This is a genomic window from Psychrobacter sp. M17(2026) (assembly GCF_055699815.1).
Map to the genome: position 1 here is coordinate 2364791 of NZ_CM146741.1, position 19671 is coordinate 2384461.

Annotated in this window: 19 protein-coding genes; 1 reads left to right on the forward strand and 18 read right to left on the reverse strand. The window is 42.5% G+C overall.

Annotated elements, in window-relative coordinates; all coding sequences use genetic code 11:
* The first annotated feature begins 36 nt into the window (after window positions 1-36).
* Window positions 37-1362, forward strand: coding sequence for an imidazolonepropionase (gene hutI / locus ACR63T_RS10025; protein WP_305898684.1), 1326 nt, complete (start codon window positions 37-39; stop codon window positions 1360-1362).
* A gap of 56 nt (window positions 1363-1418) precedes the next feature.
* On the opposite strand, the gene ACR63T_RS10030 is transcribed toward hutI, so the two are convergent.
* The 18 genes from ACR63T_RS10030 to ACR63T_RS10115 form a co-directional block, all read right to left on the reverse strand.
* On the reverse strand, window positions 1419-2546 hold the full coding sequence (locus ACR63T_RS10030; RefSeq protein ID WP_472783895.1) for a M14 family metallopeptidase: 1128 nt from the start codon (window positions 2544-2546) through the stop codon (window positions 1419-1421).
* A 182-nt stretch (window positions 2547-2728) separates the two neighbouring features.
* Entirely contained in the window at window positions 2729-4078 is a 1350-nt protein-coding gene (gdhA, locus tag ACR63T_RS10035) for an NADP-specific glutamate dehydrogenase (RefSeq protein WP_472783896.1), read from the reverse strand.
* A gap of 510 nt (window positions 4079-4588) precedes the next feature.
* Window positions 4589-5155 (reverse strand): GNAT family N-acetyltransferase, encoded by a 567-nt coding sequence (locus ACR63T_RS10040; protein WP_472783897.1) that lies wholly within the window; start codon window positions 5153-5155, stop codon window positions 4589-4591.
* A gap of 21 nt (window positions 5156-5176) precedes the next feature.
* Window positions 5177-5563 (reverse strand): tautomerase family protein, encoded by a 387-nt coding sequence (locus tag ACR63T_RS10045; protein WP_201569848.1) that lies wholly within the window; start codon window positions 5561-5563, stop codon window positions 5177-5179.
* 33 nt (window positions 5564-5596) lie between these two features.
* Window positions 5597-6280: a DUF421 domain-containing protein gene (locus ACR63T_RS10050; RefSeq protein WP_305898689.1), complete on the reverse strand. Its 684-nt coding sequence runs from the start codon at window positions 6278-6280 to the stop codon at window positions 5597-5599.
* A 1-nt stretch (window position 6281) separates the two neighbouring features.
* Window positions 6282-7229, reverse strand: a complete 948-nt coding sequence (locus ACR63T_RS10055; RefSeq protein ID WP_305898690.1) for a 3'-5' exonuclease — start codon at window positions 7227-7229, stop codon at window positions 6282-6284.
* Between the two features lie 24 nt (window positions 7230-7253).
* Window positions 7254-7958 carry a molybdate ABC transporter permease subunit gene (gene modB / locus ACR63T_RS10060; RefSeq protein ID WP_201569854.1) on the reverse strand — a complete coding sequence of 235 codons (705 nt, stop codon included), beginning with the start codon at window positions 7956-7958 and terminating at the stop codon, window positions 7254-7256.
* A gap of 503 nt (window positions 7959-8461) precedes the next feature.
* Window positions 8462-9310 carry a molybdate ABC transporter substrate-binding protein gene (gene modA / locus ACR63T_RS10065; RefSeq protein WP_472783898.1) on the reverse strand — a complete coding sequence of 283 codons (849 nt, stop codon included), beginning with the start codon at window positions 9308-9310 and terminating at the stop codon, window positions 8462-8464.
* Window positions 9311-9627: 317 nt separating this feature from the next.
* Window positions 9628-10140, reverse strand: coding sequence for a molybdopterin synthase catalytic subunit (locus ACR63T_RS10070; protein WP_472783899.1), 513 nt, complete (start codon window positions 10138-10140; stop codon window positions 9628-9630).
* A complete protein-coding gene (locus tag ACR63T_RS10075; protein ID WP_472783900.1) occupies window positions 10141-10422 on the reverse strand; it encodes a MoaD/ThiS family protein in 282 nt (93 codons plus the stop codon).
* A gap of 47 nt (window positions 10423-10469) precedes the next feature.
* Window positions 10470-10907 carry a cyclic pyranopterin monophosphate synthase MoaC gene (moaC, locus tag ACR63T_RS10080; RefSeq protein WP_201573555.1) on the reverse strand — a complete coding sequence of 146 codons (438 nt, stop codon included), beginning with the start codon at window positions 10905-10907 and terminating at the stop codon, window positions 10470-10472.
* Window positions 10908-11024: 117 nt separating this feature from the next.
* A complete protein-coding gene (gene mobA / locus ACR63T_RS10085) occupies window positions 11025-11738 on the reverse strand; it encodes a molybdenum cofactor guanylyltransferase (RefSeq protein WP_472783901.1) in 714 nt (237 codons plus the stop codon).
* A 109-nt stretch (window positions 11739-11847) separates the two neighbouring features.
* The gene (moaB, locus tag ACR63T_RS10090; protein ID WP_472783902.1) at window positions 11848-12378 is read right to left on the reverse strand and encodes a molybdenum cofactor biosynthesis protein B; all 531 of its coding nucleotides are present in this window, start codon (window positions 12376-12378) and stop codon (window positions 11848-11850) included.
* Between the two features lie 60 nt (window positions 12379-12438).
* Window positions 12439-13542, reverse strand: a complete 1104-nt coding sequence (moaA, locus tag ACR63T_RS10095; protein ID WP_305898695.1) for a GTP 3',8-cyclase MoaA — start codon at window positions 13540-13542, stop codon at window positions 12439-12441.
* Between the two features lie 175 nt (window positions 13543-13717).
* Window positions 13718-15034, reverse strand: a complete 1317-nt coding sequence (locus ACR63T_RS10100) for a molybdopterin molybdotransferase MoeA (RefSeq protein WP_472783903.1) — start codon at window positions 15032-15034, stop codon at window positions 13718-13720.
* Window positions 15035-15095: 61 nt separating this feature from the next.
* The gene (locus ACR63T_RS10105; RefSeq protein WP_472783904.1) at window positions 15096-15758 is read right to left on the reverse strand and encodes a nucleotidyltransferase family protein; all 663 of its coding nucleotides are present in this window, start codon (window positions 15756-15758) and stop codon (window positions 15096-15098) included.
* Window positions 15751-17082, reverse strand: coding sequence for an XdhC family protein (locus ACR63T_RS10110; protein WP_472783905.1), 1332 nt, complete (start codon window positions 17080-17082; stop codon window positions 15751-15753). Before ACR63T_RS10110 ends, ACR63T_RS10105 begins: the two co-directional genes overlap by 8 nt.
* Before the next feature lie 93 nt (window positions 17083-17175).
* Window positions 17176-19671, reverse strand: coding sequence for a molybdopterin cofactor-binding domain-containing protein (locus ACR63T_RS10115; RefSeq protein ID WP_472783906.1), 2496 nt, complete (start codon window positions 19669-19671; stop codon window positions 17176-17178).

The following is a 19671-nucleotide window of genomic DNA, read 5'->3' on the forward strand; positions in this document are numbered from 1 at the left end:
GGTTTACAAATACCCAGCGCCTAGCAGGAGCCTATTATGACTACCTCTACCGTACAGACCCCTATCGATAGCGCCACGATGACCTCGTTTGATAACGTGATTATCAATGCTAATCTCGCCACATTCTCCAAACAATACGGCTTTGATATCTATAGCGACAATCAAAACGACAACCAAAGCAATAATCAAACTAAAAGTACACCTTATGGACAGCTAGAAAATGCGGCTATTGGTATTCAAGATGGCAAAATTGCATGGATTGGCACTCATGAAGAAATAAAGACACACCTTGCTCATTATAAAAACGATCAAATCAAAGATGTCGATGGCAACTGGGTAACGCCCGGACTCATCGATTGTCATACGCATCTGGTTTATGCTGGTAATCGCAGTAATGAGTTTGAAGCGCGTTTGCATGGTGCCAGTTATCAAGATATCGCAGCACAAGGCGGCGGTATTGTCTCGACCGTTAGCGCCACCCGCGAAGCTAGTATCGATGAGCTATTTGCGCAAAGTGAAAAGCGACTTTTGGCACTACTTAAAGAAGGTATAACCAGTGTCGAAATTAAATCTGGTTATGGCTTAGATTTGGATACTGAGCGCAAAATGCTAACGGTTGCGCGCCAGCTCGGCGAAAAGTATAACATCGAAGTACGTAAGACTTACCTAGCTGCGCATGCCCTGCCGCCTGAGTATAAAGGTCGGATGGATGACTATATTGAGCAAGTTTGCCAATGGCTGCCGATTTTACATAGTGAAGGTTTGGTCGATGCAGTAGATGGTTTCTGTGAAAATATTGCTTTCAGTACTGAGCAGATTAAGCGTGTGTTTGAGGTTGCACGCTCATTAGATTTACCTGTCAAGCTGCACTCTGAGCAATTATCTGATATAGGTGGCAGTGCTTTAGTCGCTGAATATCAAGGACTATCAAGCGATCACTTGGAGCACTTAGCAGAAGTCGATATCGAAAAAATGGCCGCCAGCGACACCGTAGCGGTACTATTGCCAGGGGCGTTTTATACTTTGCGTGATACCAAGCTGCCACCCATTGATAGCTTACGTAAGCATAAAGTAGCTATGGCAATTTCTACCGACTGTAATCCGGGTACCTCACCACTCACCTCATTATTGTTAGCAATGAATATGGGTAGTACGCTATTTTTTATGACGCCAGAAGAGGTACTTGCTGGCACGACTACTCACGCTGCAAAAGCACTGGCGTTATCCAATAAAGGCCGTATAGAAGTCGGCTGTGATGCTGATTTGGCATTATGGGATATCACTCGCCCTGCCGACTTGAGCTACCTGATCGGCTTAAACCCTATTATTGGTACTATGATTAAGGGTCAATGGCGCAGATAACATTTCTATAAACCGCTATGAACTCTTATAACGTGAAATGAACGCTAAACGAATAACTAACGCAAGTCATCAACAACTGCTAACATAGCAATTAACGATGCCTCACCTAACTGAATACAGCGCTCTGGTGACCAACCCATTTCCAAATCGGGCAAGTTATCATTATCTTTAAAAGGCATTTCTAGAGTATTGGCGAGGCAATCAAAACGTTCGGCAACCCAGTTGGTGGCGAGAGTCATATTTGCTTTGCCTGGCGCATTAACCTTATAACCAACCTCAGACTGAAAATCGGCACTGGCTAACTTTAATACTTCTGAGAACCTATTACGTAGATGTTCGAGGCGGTCGTTATAACTTGGTGTACCTTCAGAGCCAGCAAGGAAGACGAAAGGTAGTGTTTCATCACCATGCACATCATAAAACAAGTCTACCCCAGTTTTCTGCATTTTATCAATTACGTGGAACACCTCGGGGCTTTTTTCTAAGCTTGGATTTGACCATTCACGATTAAGATTAGTGCCAGCCGCGTTAGTCCGCAAGTGACCGCGCACACTACCGTCAGGGTTCATATTAGGTACGATATAAAAGTTAGCTTTCTCTAGTAGTAGCTTGCCAGTGGCGTTATCACTATCGAGCAAGCTATGCATCAAACCCTCGACTAACCATTCAGCCATCGTCTCCCCTGGGTGCTGACGCGCTGTGATCCAAATGTTGCGTTTACTGACATCACCATCGCCAATTTTGACCAAAGTTAAATCGCGCTTATCAAGGGTTTCACCTAAATGCTCTAAGCTCACTAAAGGATGCGTTTGTACTGCTGCCAACAGATCTTGATGGCGCTCATAGCTGTAAGGAGCAAAATAAGCAATTTGAATAGTCTCACATTCCATATTCGCCATTATGGTTAATATGCCATTTTTATAGGAGGTTGGCAGTCGAAACCAATGCTGACGATCGAATGACGCAACCGCTTGGTAATCGTCCCACCCTTTGGCATACGCTGCCTCCCCTGCATTAACAATATTAAGCACGTATTGCTCACCAACTTGACCTGTCAGTCGAAAGTTAAACCACTGAAAAAACTCGCCACCAACATCGGGACGAATAGCCAATTCAATACTCTTTTTATCATTCAAACTGATAACGTCAATATTACCTGAATCGAAATTAGCAGTGATACGCATAAAACCTCCTTAATTATTTCTTATAACGTTAATTGCTTTAAATAATAGCACGTCCTAAATTTTTATAAAAAAATCCATGAAAAAAAACTTAGCCTTAATACAGTCATTTTTTGACACAAAAAAACCGCGCTTATCAATAATGATAAACGCGGTTTTAGTGACTTAGCTTTCAAATAAAGCGATTAGTTTAGGATACCAAACGCCACTAGAGCGTCAGCGACGCGCTTAAAGCCCACCATATTAGCCCCAGCCATATAATCGATATAGCCATTATCTGTTTGACCATACTGCTCTGAAGCACCCGCGGCACTATCATGAATATCTTTCATAATGACTTTTAGACGCTCGTCTACTTGCTCAAAAGTCTTATATTGACGCACTGAGTTCTGTGACATCTCAAGCGCTGATACGGCAACGCCGCCTGCATTAGCCGCCTTACCTGGCGCATAATGTACGCGATGATCACGCACATAATCGACAGCATCAGCAGTTAAAGGCATATTAGCCCCTTCAACGATATATTTGACGCCGTTATCGACTAACTGCTTAGCTTCATCTTCGTTGACTTCGTTCTGAGTCGCTGAAGGAATAGCGATATCCGCTTTAAACTGCCAAGGCTTTTGACCCGCTAGCCATTTACCGCTGCCAAACTTAGTCACATAATCGGCCAAGGGCTTATTCGCAGCTTTTTGTGTTTTTAGCCAGTCGAGTTTCGGTTTATCAAAGCCGTTTTTATCATGCAAAGTACCTTGCGAGTCAGATACGGTAATTACTTTAGCACCTAATGCAATGCACTTTTCAGCAGCATGTAGTGAGACATTACCAGCGCCTGAGACTAGCACGGTTTTGCCTTCAATAGCTTCGTCTTGCGCTTTTAGCATGTTCTCCAAAAAGTAAACCGCGCCGTAACCTGTGGCTTCGGTACGCATCAAGCTACCACCAAACCCAACGCCTTTGCCTGTGATAACACCAGTAGACTCGCGAGTTAGGTTTTTATACATGGCAAACATATAGCTGACTTCGCGACCGCCAACCCCAATATCGCCCGCGGGTACATCCATGTCTTTATTGATGTAATGATAGAGTTCACGCATAAAGGCGTAACAAAAGCGGCGAACCTCAGAATCTGACTTACCTTTAGGGTCAAAATCAGAGCCACCTTTACCGCCACCAATTGGCAAACCCGTTAAAGCGTTTTTGAAGATTTGCTCAAAGCCTAAGAATTTTAAGACCGATTGGTTGACAGTGGGGTGAAATCTCAGACCGCCTTTATAAGGCCCTAATGCATTACAAAACTGTACGCGCCAGCCACGGTTAACCTGTACTTCGCCTTTATCATTTTCCCAGTTAATACGGAAGTTAAAAATACGATCAGGTTCAACCAAACGCTCAAATACTTTGAACTCTTCGTATTCAGGATGAGCGTCGTATAAGGGTTGGATAGTAAGGGCAACTTCTTTTACCGCTTGAATAAATTCATACTGATGGGAATAGTGGGCTTCGAGCTTTTCGATGGCTTGACTTATACTCATATATTTTCCTTAACCATAAAACGTGGGATTAAAAGAGCGTGGGATTTTATTCGCATACGTCCGCGCAACGGACCATCACAATATCTAGGGTCTGTTTGATCATTCGACCGTGGCACTGACAGAGACTATTTTTTGAATGTTCAAAAGACCCTAATAATATTGAGGCAAAATCATTTTTTTAGTGATGCAATATAATAGGTACATAAAAACTGGCGGGATTGAATACTAACACTCTAAACAACCGATAGGTCATGCTCAGTTAGATATTAGGATCTACTAGAAATAGGAGCCGCGAACAATATTACACCAATAATGTCTAATGTGCATAATTTTACGCAAAAACGGCTAAATGCTCAACTTATGGTATTTAATCTACCTTGCCGCTCAAAAAAGTCAATAGCTTATGTTAATAAAGTTATTTTTCGGCATGACAACTAATTAGAATAGCTAGAGCTTAAGCGGCATAAGTAGTGGTATAAGTATCAAGATTGGTCATCCTTGATTAGCTACTTAAGCAAACTGCCACTGCTCCCGCGTTATCTTATATAACACATGCTCAGCGAGCCTGTGATTAGGTTTGAGCATTGGATGACAAAAGTTGTCTTGCATATCTGTCATACCTAGGCGCTGCATAACCTTTTGTGAGGGCTCATTAATCACTGAGGTAAAAGCTACGACTTCGTTTAGTTGTAGCGTCTCAAAAGCAAACTGTAACGCGGTTTGTGCCGCCTCAGTAGCATAGCCTTGACCCCAATAGTCTTTATGCAATCGCCAAGCAATCTCAATACTGGGTGCGAATGGTAGGTCAGCGTGAGTGTGATTAAGACCAACAAAACCTATAAAGCGGTCAGCTTCGCTTGCGCACTCTTTAAGACTTACTGCCCAAAAGCCCCAACCTTTATCTTTTATGAGCTGTTGGCATTTATTCGCGATCGTATCGCTTAATTTAGGTGATAATACTTTAGGAAAATAGCGCATCACCTCAGGATCGGCATTAATCTGAGCGAATATCGCAAAGTCGCTGGCCTGCCATTGACGCAGATAAAGGCGTGGGGTTTGTATTGTATGTATTTTCATAATCACTCAATCAAATTTAACTTACACATTCACTTTATACTTTAAATCTTGGACTTCATCGCCCGTCATACCTCGAAAACCCCAACAGTGCGCAGGCTGCTCTTTTATAGTAATTTCAATATCTATCGACGCAATATTCAGCTGCGCTTCGATTTGTGCAAAGAGCGCTTTAATCAATGCCTTTTTGGTCTCAATAGTGCGCCCCTCCATCATATTTATCTCAATCACAGTATAGGCCGCGCTTCTATCGGCAGGATAATAGAAGTCCTCAGTATCTAAGGGTATAAAACGCTGCGCGCGCTTATCTTCAGGCAGACCTAATATAGACTGCATACAACCATGAATCACCTTAGATAACTGGCGTTTGATAGGATTTAGTTGCTCTTTGATACCGTAAATTATGATCATAGTCGCTTTGGCTATCTTATTTAAATAAAAAAATTAATTCACTACCGTAACATTCATAGCTAGCGCCCAGTCTCTACCGTTATCCTCACAGCGTGGGCACAAGTAGTCGGCCTCTGATAAATGAGTCACGTAACCACAATCCATACAGGCATAACAAACGGTTGTCTCTACTTGCTCGACTGGCTGATACCGCTTAGGAAATAGCGGTAGACCGTAGCGCACTTGCTCATCGGTATAAAGCAAAATGCTTAGCTTGCCATCGGTCTCTAGCAATCCTGTACGCACTTGTCCTAAATGCTCTACCCCTTGCTGGCGCATCTCTGCAAAGAACTCATCGTGCGACATTTTACCTTTTTTGATTTTATCGAGTACCAGCTGCCCGTCCTCGACGATATATATTGATCTGCCCTCTAATAGATCTTCAAAGGGCTGATACTTCATCATGATCCAAGTGCACAATCGATAAAGTGCAATCACCGTGCTCATGATAATGACTGCTTGAATAATCGGTAAGTCTTCGGTAAACATCGGATCGCCTGCAATAGAGCCAAGCGATAAAATGATGGTCAATTCAAAGATGGAGAGTTGACGGACACCGCGTTTGCCCGTAAAACGCAGAAATATAATAATCATGCTAAACATGACAACTACACGGATAAATATCTCAAGAGCAAACGCCCATGTGGTGTCATGAATAAAGATACTGACCCAATCCATATCAATCCTTCTCAATTAACTGTAGAAATTCTCGCTCTGCAAGGATTTGAATTTCGATACCCTCATTAATTAGCGCCTCTACTTTGCGCTGTTTACTACTTTTCTCACTATCCTTTAGCTCTACTGAATCATTGGACGATTCATCTTGGCTACCGACCACTAGATAATTAAGCTTTTTAGAAGCGCCTGCTTTTACCGTAAAGCCTTGTTTGGCAGCCAACTCTATGATTTCCTCGCGACTGATACCTAAGCTGCCTGTAAAACAAATATTAAGACCTGCATAGCGTCCAGAGGTATTGCCTTGCATCGCATTGACTGTAGGATAGCTGTTATTGACATAGTTAACTTGACTAGCAGTATTGGCTGAACTTTGCTTGATATTCGCTCTAGAGCGCCCACGCCTGTTGTAACTGCGTTTAGATTGGCTAACATTGACATAGTCTTTTATAGAGTCGCTATTCTCGCGCAAAATAGTGATGACGACATATCCGCAAGCTTTAGCATCCGCTAGCGCATCATGATGCTCGAACTGATAGTTGAGTAGATTACAGACATTAGCCAGATTATAGCCTTTATAGGCAAACTGGCTAAATGTTCGACGCACCAGTACTGTAGCATCGACCCAAGGCCAATTAGGATTCGGCAAATGATAACGAGTAAGACATTCTTTTAGCGCCCGTTGATCAAACAAGGTATAGCTCACTACTATAGTGTCAGCCACGAAGGCCAATATCTCATCGAATACTTCAATAATAAAGGGCGCATCCGCTACTTGCTCAGCAGTGATGCCATGGATACCGATATTAAGCGCGTCAAAGTCAGCTTGTGGATTAACAAGCGTGCAGTAACTATCGATAAGCTTGCCATTAGCATATTTAGCTAGCCCTATCTGGCAGATAGAGCCAACATTATTATTAGCGGTCTCGACATCAATGGCAACGAAATCCATTATCCTTATCCTTACTTAAACGCTTTAAGAGCGCTGATTGAGCTTGTTAACGCTACTGGCGATCAAACTCACCATAACCATGCCCATGATAATTAAAATCAGGGACATCGTATGCGCAGCTTCATAATTGAGCGCTTCTACTTGCTCATAGATAGCGATGGATACCACTTTGGTCTCGCCAGCGATACTGCCACCGATCATCAGTACCACGCCAAACTCGCCAATAGTATGGGCAAAGCTAATCAAGCTGCCAAGCACAATACCAACGCGAGCTTGTGGTAGCGCTATAGTCATAAAGCGGCGTAAACGATTGGGTTCTAATAGGCTGGCAACCTCCATCACGCTTTTGGGAATACGTAAGAACTGCGCATAGACTGGCTGAATATAAAACGGTAGGGAATAAATAATAGAGCCGACCACCAAACCCTCAAAGGTAAAGACTAGCGCGCTAATATTATGCTCGCTTAGCCATTTGCCCATACCGAAATTTGGACTTAATAATAGCAATAAATAAAAACCGATAACCGTTGGCGGTAACACTAAAGGCATTGCGATAATGCCCATCAATATAATCTTAAGGCGTCCTACTAGCCATCCTCGGCTCGGCTTGGCTAGCCAATAAGCTAACGGCGTGGCGAATAATAATAGTAACAAAGTGGTGACGCCAGCAAGCTTAAGACTGACCCAAAATGGCGTCAACATCGCTGAGATAAGAGTTTGATCTATCATAGGGTCACTGCTAGGGTCTGTTGAACATTCATAAATGAGCTCTGCTGATAGCTAAAATAGGTCTAGTCTAAGGAAAAATAGCAGGTAATGCTCATTGCATTGGCTAGCTGATTTTAGTTAGACGGTTACAACGAATAGAGCGATTTTAGCATCAGCCTGTAAGGACAGGACTCTTTTTTGCCGATTCGTCATTAAAAAGATCCGCTTAGAATGACTAAACTAGATATTTTTAATCTAGAATCGCCTAAAAAATAGTCACTGTCAGTGCCATGATCGAATGTTCAACAGACCCTAGTTATTCAGGGCTACTTTATCATACTGGATTTTGGCGCTATAAAACCAATACGGTATATAAGGTAATATATTTATGCAAAGATATGGCGCTTCTAGTATAGATTTTGCACAGTTTCTATCCCACTTACAGACAACCAATCAAAAAATTATCCTAGCGACATTTTAGGTTCTATTTAACTTCAAGATGATTATATCTTAAAAGCTAGCCTTTACTTAACTGCCAAATATCCTGCATCCGCAAAGTACTGTTGTCCAGCAGGTGATAATAAATAACGGGTAAAGTCAGTTGCCAGTGCCGCATCACTAAGTACGATACCATCTTGCAAAATAGCAGGATAAGACTCTACTGGTAGGGTATAAAATTGCTCGGGCGTGGCTTTAATAGCTGTAACTTGAGACTGCGCGACAAAGCCATAATCGACGCTGCCTGTATTAGCGTATTGAAAAGCTTGACCGATGTTTTCTGCCTGGATAATTCGCTTTTGAGTGTTTAGCAAGTCATAAATATTTTGCGTTTGTAGATAGGCTCTTGCAGAAGCACCATAAGGCGCAAGATCAGGGTTGGCAATCGTTATCTTCGCCTCTGACTGCTCTGCTAATAACGCGGTGAGTGTAGTCTCATTTAGAGTGCCAACAGGCTTATGAACATTATTAGTAGTGCTGTAAAAAGCCAGCTGCCCTTGCGTATAAGTAAAAGGTTTAGTTTGAGCAGCATCTTCTACTCTCTCGCTAACCCATCTAGCGGGGAAATCTTGATTCGCCGAAAGATAAATATCATAAGGCGCACCTGCGATCATCTGTGCATATAGCTTACCAGATGAAGCAAAGGTCAGCTCAATATCTTGTGCTGTTAAGTTATTCTCAGCGTTATAAGCTTCTACTATTTTAGGTAATACATCAGATAGATTCGCAGCAGCAGCGATGCGTATTTTCTCAGGCTGGCTGGTCGTTTCATTAGCAGCAGCTTCATCTTTAGAAGTATCTTGGGTGCTACACGATGCTAACGTAAAGACTAAGCAAGTAGATGCAGCAAAGATTGATGCTATTTTAATACTCAAAGCCTTGCTCCTAAATTTTATTATCATTGGTTATTTTTATAATTTCTTTCTCAAAAACCGCACTTTTTGAAAATCAATGCTAAAACGACTAAGCAAAAATAGTCTCAAAACTATTCATGCTTAGCCGTGATAATCTATCTCTACATTTATTTAAAGTTCAAAATTTAGCTATAACAATCGGTGCGCTGGGCGCACCCTACAGCTATTCTTGCTAAGCTGTTTCAGCTTATTCATCAAGTTAAATATAAGTAACGATAGTAAACCTGTAGCGTGGGTGGCAACTCACGATTTATAACTCAATCATTAACCGTTGTTACTCAGCCATTGTTACTCAGCCATTTCGAAGGCTCATTGTCGTAATACTCTTGCTTCCATACAGGTATATCCGCCTTAATGGTATCAAGTATCCAGCGACAGGCATCAAAGGCTGGATATCGATGGGCTGATACCACGCCAATCCATACCGCTATATCGCCAATCTCTAGCTCGCCAATACGATGAAGAGCAATAGCATGAGTAATCTCAAACTTACGCTTGGCTTCTTCTATTATCAGTCGACCCTGATTAATCGCTAAATCTTCATAGCCGTAATAAGTCAGACGCTCAACGCTCGTGGCATTATTATGATTGCGCACCCGACCTTCAAAACTGACAAACGCGCCGCAGCTATCACTGTCTAGCATGGCTTTGAGTCTATCTTCATCAATGGCGATATCTAATAGCGCAAAACCATCGCGTTCAGCTAGTGCATAGATATCATCAACGCTCCGCTTAGTAGTCATTGACTGACTATGAACATTTTGCTTATCGTCTTTTATAGAATCTGTCATTTAACCACCTGCTACTGGCGTAATAAAAACCACGCTGTCGCCATCATCGATACTATCTGACCACTTGGCAAAATAATCATTTACCGCGACTTTTAGCTCCGACTGCTCACGACTAAAATTATATTTTTGATTTAGTTGCGCGTATAGCTCAGTTAACGATGTTGACTGCTGTACAGTGACTTTTTCTTCATGACAATTGGCTTCATCTGCTAAGCTGGCAAAGTAGAGGACGTTAATCGTTTTAGTACTATCTATTGCTTGATTCTCTTCTATAACACTCATTTTATTTTCCCTTCTGTACAACCTTTAAACCAGATACTTTATAAATCTTAACCATGTTGATAATCAGACTTACCACCTGTCTTAGTAATCAGGCGAATATTATCTATAGTAATATCGTGGGAGATCGCTTTAGTCATATCATAGATAGTCAAACAAGCGACGCTTACTGCCGTTAGGGCTTCCATCTCGACACCCGTTTTATGAGTCACTTTAACACTGGCATTGACCGTAATAGCGTGCAAATTATCATCATAGTCAAAGCTTAAACCAATCTTATCTAACGGCAGTGGATGACAAAGCGGGATCAAATCATGAGTACGCTTGGCTGCCATAATCCCAGCGATATGTGCCGTTTGGGTGATACTACCCTTTTTCGTCATACCATCAGCGGCTTTAATCTGCTGATAAATACCACTGGGAAAGCTGACTTGCCCTTGCGCATTAGCCTCACGAGTGCTGGCGGTCTTACTACTGACATCGACCATATGAATATCGCCATCGCTGTCTAAATGCGATAGCTTATGCGGTAGCTTGGAATCAGCTAAGCTGGTTTCATTATTATGTTTCAAAAAGAGCTCTCACTTTCTTATTAGCGATAAAATTTATAAATCGTATAAAGCGCTGCAGGCACGCTTAAAGTCTGTAGGCGTATTAAAATTGGTCAATAACTGTTGTTTTTCTAACACTGGAACGGTTTGAGCGATAGGCTTAATAAAGCTCATTACCTTGCGCTCGCCACTATCAATATAAGCACGCAGAGCAGGCTCAATACTTAAGCGATAAAGTCCTAGTAGCGGATATAAATGCGAGTCATCAGTTAGGCAAAGTACTGACTTACTATTATCAATATTTAAAGCAATGTCAGGGTTAAGTTGCTGCCATAGCTCATGCGCGTTGATTAAGCTATCGCAACTAATCACCAGTAACCATGACTGCTTATGCTCTAGATTGACATCGCGGGCATTATTCAAATTTTGTAATGCAGATTCAATCGCGACAAGTGGCCCTTTCGTCGCCTCAGCTTTATCGTTATCTACAATAGATATAGATTGATAATCATCAATCTGAGTAATCGACAACTCTGGGTTACTTGCTAATAACTTAACATCGACTGCAAACTCACGACCATTATCCGCAATCATAATCGGCACGTTAAGCTGAGCCGCTTGGCGCACGTGGTAATCGAGCAATCGCTCATCGGTAGGCAAAGTTAGTAAAGCTTTCGGCGACCCCATACGCTGAGACGCCCCACCCGCTAAAATGACTACGCCTGCCAATTTATTTAAGCTGTCTGAACTATCTAAATTATTGCTCACCGATTATACCTTTCATGAAAACTCGAATAACAAGGAAAACGAGCATAAGTACTACTGATTGTAGGCTAAACGAGTTTGACACCGTTAATCGTGTTCTTTGAACTTGGTATTAATTATGGCTAGGGTTAGCTCTCATAAAGTGCGCCACAAAATTACAGGGCCGAGTACGGCTATCAAACTGCTCTTTAAGTATCTGCTCCCAACCCGTGCGACACGCGCCTGTCGAGCCTGGTAAGCAAAAAATACCTGTGCTATTCGCTATGCCAGCAATCGCCCGCGACTGTACGGTTGACATACCGATATCATCTTTTGAGATCAGACGAAACATCTCACCAAAGCCATCGATAGACTTATCAAATAATACGCTAACCGCCTCAGGCATACTGTCGCGAATAAAGAAGCCCGTGCCGCCCGTGGTAATAACCGCATGGACGTCAGGATTAGCAATCCAGCCACTAATAACCGCGCGAATCTGATAAATATCATCCGTAATGAGCTGACGATCAGCTAAGTTATGACCCGCTTCAGTTAAGCTATCCACTAAATATTGCCCTGAAGTATCTTGCTCCAAAGTACGACTATCAGAAACTGTTAAAATTGCAATATTAAGCGGAGTAAATTGGGCAGCAGGCTTAGACATAATTTTTCCTAATAATTCTCTATAATTTATAACTAGTTGTAATTCAAAATGAAGCGTTTACTAACCACCGATAATCGATAAGTTGTGCATAATGCCACTGTTGGACTCGTGCAAATGATGGTGTTCAGGTTTAATTGGCATAAAGCTGTGTAGCGTATTGACTAGACCTGGTACATCATTATTTTGTAGAAATGGACGAATATCGTAGTTGCCCTCATCGAATAGGCAGAGATGAACTTTGCCCTGACTACTAACTCGCAAGCGATTACAATTGTCACAAAAATGCGCAGCATAAGGCGCAATCATGCCGATGCGTCCTAGATAATCGGGATGGCTGTATTCAATCGCAGGGCCATCAGCGCTACCTCGCGCATGCGGCTGCCAGCCATGCTCAAGCAGGTAATCAGTAATTAATTCAGATTGTGCATGCTGGGCAAAAAACAAATCGCTATTATCACTAGTCTGCATAAACTCTATAAATCGATAAGTCACTGGACGCTGTTTGACATAGTCCATCGCTGTGACTAAATTCTCAAAAGCCGTTTCTGCCATTAAGATACTGTTTATTTTTAGCTTGATATCGGTGGTTTCTAACAGCTTATCCATATCAGTAATGAGCGCGGGCAAAGTATTAAAACCTGTCATTTTATGAAAAGTCGCGGCATCAAAGCTATCCATACTGATATTAAGCTGGTTCAGCCCTGCCGCTTGCCAATTGGCTAGATGTTTACCTAGCTTGTAACCGTTACTAGTCATCGCAACTGTCTTGATACCCGTTGTGCTTTTAATCGTATCGATAATATCGACCACATCACGGCGGATAGAAGGCTCACCACCTGTGATACGTACCTTTTCGGTACCGACTTGTGCAAAACCTCGTATCAAAGTAGTAATCTCAGGTACGCTTAATTCATCGTCAGGGCGCTTGCCTTGGTAGCCATTGGGCAGGCAATACTCACAGCGAAAATTACAGAAATCGGTGATAGATAAGCGTAGATAAGTCAACTGCCGAGCGAAGCCATCAGTAAGCGGCCGCACATGGTCCGTAGATGACATCGTAGGTGCTGTTGAGCTTAATGCGCTTAGGGTAGGATCGCTACGATCTGGCGTTGTCGTTGGAGAATGCAGCTGAACACCTGCTGCTATTGAATTATGATAAATCATATAGGGTTACCGCCACTATCTTTTAGCTGATATTACATCATTGTCTTCAGCTACTCATTACTTCCTGTCATACTTTGCTTATTAGTATTTTGCTAATTGTCTAAAAGTATAGTCTACTCATCATCTAATGCATATTGAGTATAACAAACTATAGCACGCCTCAACCCTAGATTTGCTAAATATACAGCCAAGAAAAAGGTTGAACATCAACGATGCTGCCAGAGGCTACATTACCGCTATCCTTATCTATTACGACAAAGCAATTAGCGCGGCTAAGCTGCTTGATTCTATGTGATTGCTGGCTGGTAAAGCATTCAACCTGATAGCCTTCAGACGTCTGCGTCAAAAACCCACGCTGAAAGTCTTTACGACCGACTGACTTTTTGACGTCATTGGTTAAAGTAGCTTTTAGATTTAGGGTGATTGGTTGCTCTGATAGAAGCGCTCCTGACATCTGCCATAGCGCTGGTATCACGAACTGTAATGCTCCGACAATGGTAGATAAAGGATTACCTGGCAGACCAAAATATAATACGGGCTTATCAATATCTTTACTCGATTCGCCAAACAACTCACCAAAGACAAATGGCTTGCCAGGTTTCATCGCCACTTTATAGTGACTGATTTGCCCTAGCTGCTCAATGACCGTAGTCAAAAAGTCATAATCCCCAACAGATACGCCAGCAGTCGAGATAAGTACATCGCACTCCTGCATAGCCTTAGTTACCGCTGCAGTCGTGTCCTCTAAATTATCGGCAATAATGCCGTAATCTTGGATAGTAATAGGTAGATTGGCGAGCAAAGTCTTTAGCGTTGGGGTATTAGAGTTATATATTTGTGCTAAATGCTCAAGCTCACGCCCAAGCGCAACCAATTCATCGCCAGTCGCCAAAATACCTACTATCAACGGCTTAAATACGCTGACCTTATCCACTCCTAAATTTGCTAATAAGCTGATATCACTAGGATTTAAGCGCTTGCCTCGTTGCAGTACGATTTCTCCTGACTCAACCTCTTCGCCTTGCTCACGAATATTATCATCAGACCTACAAGCTTGGGTTAAGGTAATATCATAAGGCTGAGACTTATCAATGCTGTCACGTATTTCGGCGAAATCAGTATTTTCTTGCATGATAACGGTATCACAGCTACTAGGCACGACTGCGCCCGTAAAGATACGCACCCCTTGCCCTGCTTGCAGCTTGTCTGCTAATTCTTGATCATAAGGATTACCCGCTTGCGACTCCCCTACTATTTCGATAATGCTATCTTTATCAAGCTTACTACCTGTAGCAATACTATAACCATCCATCGCCGAGATATTTTGTCTAGGCACATTAAAAGGTGAAGTAACATCTACCCCTAATATCTGATTGAGACTGTTTAACAATGAGATAGTGCTCAGTTCTCGACTCACGAGCGGCGCATCACTTTCATTATAAGTATTAATCCGTTCTCTAATTGCTAACTGTAGCGCTTCCATCGTAATCATAGATTTAAACTCTCGTTATGGATATATTTTTCTTATAGCTTGATACTTTGTTTAACTTAGACTAACTATCCAACCACTGCTGCTGTTTGGCATAGGTGAGCTGTTCAGGTGTATCAATATCATAACTGAGTTGCTGGTTAATAACAGTACTGATTTGCTCAGTTTTTAATCCTCTGATTAAATGCCGTAACCCTTTATCACCTGTGAGCGCTGACTGCCATTGTTTTAATAATTCGTAGTCAATAGTGATAGGCAAACCGACGATATTCAGTTTGGAATTATCAATAGTAAAATCTCTATTTAATTGCGCATAGCGGCTAGCAACAACGAAATGCTGCTCTATCAATAACTCATTTAAATGACGCTCGTCTAAAAGAAACTGGTCAATACCCATAATTACCACTCGTTTAACAGACGAATCAATATTAGAACTATTTAAAGCGTCAATAGCTAAAGATAAACTATGCGCCATACCCATCTCAGGGGTTTGATTACATAAAATAGTCACGTTCGAATTCGCAGCAACCAACTGACTTACTGCATCCGCAATCGCTTGATTATGTTCAGGAATAACGACAACGACAGTTTGTGGTTGCGTGTCTAAACCCAATTTAAGCATATAATGAATTAAGGGCTTATTGTCTTTACTAAGCAGCTGCTTGGAGTGTCCTAAACGCTGACTAAGTCCACTGGCTAAGATAATAACCGCATGAGTGTTAGTCATGAGCATAGTCATTTGTATAATGGTGAGTAAAATTTTCTTTAGCTGATAATTGCAAATTGGATTTATTATTAATAGAAGGTACTGGCTGTACTTGCTCATTCATCACCGCGCTTACTTGCGCCATAATACTTAATGCTAAAGCTTCTGGACCATCACCGCCTAATTTTAAACCAATAGGATAGTGCAACTTTTTAATCCCTGCTGTTAAACAATCAGGATTAGACTTACTATTGCTAACCTCATTAATTAAACGCTCAGTACGATAGCGTGGCCCTAGTTGTCCAAGGTATTGATAATGGTCTGCATGCTCTAATAGTACGTTAAGTCGCGCACGGTCTTGGCTTAAGCTATGTGACATTAGCGCTACCGCAGCATTATCACTAAGCTCAAGCAAAATTTTGCTATCTTCTAAAGACACGCATTGCACAACATCTGCCTGTGGAAAACGCATACTCGTCGCATATTGCGCACGACTGTCTATCACGGTCACATGCCAGTCTTGCAATTTTGCCATAACCACTAATGGCATTACGTCATTACCAGCCCCACAGATTAGCAGACGCTTTTGCGGTTCAATGCATTGTAATAACCATTCGCTTGGTACTTTTTCTTGGCTATCGATATTTTCATGGTTACTTTCTAAATGACTGCCTTCTAAATAGCGGCTTTCTAAATCGCTATTCAAAATAACGTAATCGGTATTTCGTTTCTTAAGTTTATGGTTAGATAACTGTTTAACGGTATTTATAAGTATAGGAGAATTTGAAATATATTGCTCTGAGCCAATAAACCTAACTTGTCCAGTTTTGTTATAAGTTCCTAAACTAATTCTTGCGCCTACTGAAAATATATTTTGCAAACCTAAAGGTTCAGATTTGATCAAAGTCGCTATAGTGGTAGGTTGCCCGTTTTGACGGACTTGAGTAATTAAATTTAGCAAAGGATTTGCTGACGTTAAACGTTCAAATAGAACATGTACTTTGCCATTGCAACCCAAGCCAAAATTTAGCTCATCTTCTGATTCAATATCTAACCCATCAGCAGTATTACTATCACTGTCATCATCTCTTTGCTCATCGCCCGTTTGATAAACTTGGACATTAGCGCCATTGCGAGTGAGCCAAAAGGCGCGTTTGATGATGTGCGGCTCAAGGCAGCCCCCACTAATCATACCAACCGAACGTCCATCCGCGCAAATCAGCATCATCGCGCCAGCACGCCGATACGCTGAACCTTCAGTACGCACCACTGTCGCCAATACAGCATCAACGTTTTGTTGAGCGGCCTCGCCTGCCAGCTTAAGAATGTCAGCGATTTGATTCATAACGCCTCTTACTTTATTTGTATTATAAATACTCAAGTTGTGAAAACCCGCTACTTAAGCGGGTTTCTTTAATATAATAACTTCTATGGAAAATTACTCTGGCATCTCAGCTAGCAATTTATCAAGCGTAATCGGAAAGTCATAAACCCGTACACCAACCGCATTGTAGACCGCATTGGCAATGGCCGCAGCAGCACCCGAAATCGCCGTTTCGCCAATACCTTTGATATGCATAGGGTTGGTATATGGATCGTCTTCTTCTACCAGAATAACATCGAGCTGAGGGACATCTGCATTAACAGGGACATGGTACTCAGCAAGGTCGTGATTACATAGGCGACCATCGCGCTTATCATGGATGACCTCTTCCATCAAGGCAGAACCAATACCAAATATCATACCGCCATAGCACTGCGAAGTAGCTGTTTTGTGGTTTAAGATACGCCCTGCTGCAAAGGCTCCCGTCATACGTTTAAGACGAATCTCCCCAGTAACTTTATGCACGGCAACTTCAGCGAAGTTAGCACCATATGACGATTGACGATATTTTTTACCATTTTTACCCGGTTTGATCTGACCTTTAGCACTGACCTTTTGATCGTCGTATTTAGCGATAATATCTGCCAACGCATAAGACTGAGAATTACTAAAATCATATGCTTCCGTTTTAGCTTTGGAAATCGGTAAGCCTGTTTTTTCAGCGATTTTATCTGCTAGTCCCGTTGCTTTTTCTGTCAAACCAGAGACCTTATCTGCCAAACCAGATACTTTTTCAACTAATTCTGCAGCTTTTTCTTTACCCATTTCAAGCGCCTCATCAAGAGCAACTTCTGTCATGCTCGGATCATGCTCACCTACTTGCTTGATTTGCCCATCGTCTAACTGAATGGTATCAGGATGAAGACCAACCTTACCTGCAATAATCTCTCGCAATTGCTGACAGGCTAGATAGACACCACTGCCGGCACTAGCAGCACCCCAACTACCGCCTGAACCTGACGCCGCTGGTAGATCACTATCGCCCAACTTCATCTCGATATGGTCAATAGGTAGCCCTAACAGATCCGCGGCAACTTGAGAGAATACCGTATAAGAGCCAGTGCCGATGTCAGTCATATCGGTTTCGATAATAGCTTTTACACCAAGCGTTTTTGAGCTATCTATCTCTAGTGTGGCACGAGCTTCAGAAGGCTGTAACTGGTTGCCACGAGCAGATGCCGCCATGCCTGTACCTATCCACCAATCGCCCTCTAACTGGCTGGCAGGTTTGCTATTACGTTGCTCCCAACCGAACTGCTCAGCGCCCTGTTCCATACAAGCAATGAGCTTACGCGAGGAGAACGGAATATCTTGGCTAGGATCTTTTTCAGGTTCGTTACGGCGGCGCAGCTCAATGGGATCAATATCCAACTGCGAGGCCAGCTCGTCCATCGCACATTCAACCGCAATCATACCAACGGCTTCGCCTGGGGCGCGCATAGAGCCTGACAATACTTGGTTCATATCTACTTGTTTATAATTTACACGGCGGTTTTCACCACGATATAAATACTGGGTAGATAAGGCAGTTGGCTCAAAAAATGCCTCTTCTGGCAAATTACTAGTCACCGTATCGTGAATCATAGTATTGATAATACCACTTTGGTCAGCGCCAATAGCGATGCGCTGACGGGTATTCGAGCGTCTGATTGTCGCCTCCATCACTTGCGGACGCGTCATCGTAATTAGCACTGGGCGACCCAGCTCTTTTGCGGCAATTGCTGCGGCAATAGACTCTGGTGCAATACCAAGCTTACTACCAAAACCGCCACCCACGTAATAGGCAATGAGCTGTACCTGATCTTTCTTTAAATCCAAGGCATCCATAACTTGCTGCTTGCAAGAGGCGAGCATCTGATTAGCCGTATACAAAACCAGCTTATCGCCCTCCCAATGCGCCAATGTCGTATGAGGCTCCATAGCGGCACTATTTTGGCTAGGCGTATGATAAAAGCGATCAACAGTCACCGCAGAATCAATAAGTCCTTGCTCAGGATCACCCAGTACAGAATTTTTGTCTGAGCCTTTTTTCTCATCAACCTCATGAGCATTAGATAGCTCTTTGGTAAAATCGACAGCGGCTTTATCAGTCTGATCTTGGTAAGTGACTTTAAGTGCTTTTGCGCCTTCTGTTGCGGCCTCAAAAGTTTCGGCGATTACGACCGCTATGGGCTGACCATGATAAAACACTTCACTCACACCTTGAGTGGGTGCTTTTGTTGCCCCGCCCTGCTGCGGATTGCGTAAAAAATGCTCGGGATCTGTCACCACTTTGATAATGCCAGGAATATTATCTACAGAGCTATTGTCGATATTATCTACTTTACCCTTAGTAATAGTTGCTCCAACCAAGACGCCATAGACTTGGTTCTCTAGGTGAATCTCTGCTGAATAAGGGGCTTGACCGCTGACTTTCAATGAGCCATCAACGCGATTAATAGGCTTGCCAACCAATTTGCTTGCCGTTTTGTCAAATAGGGTTTCGACAGGCTTATCCATGGTCATTTTTTTGGTCGATTCTGCTGGAAGTACTGAGTCCAATAATGACAT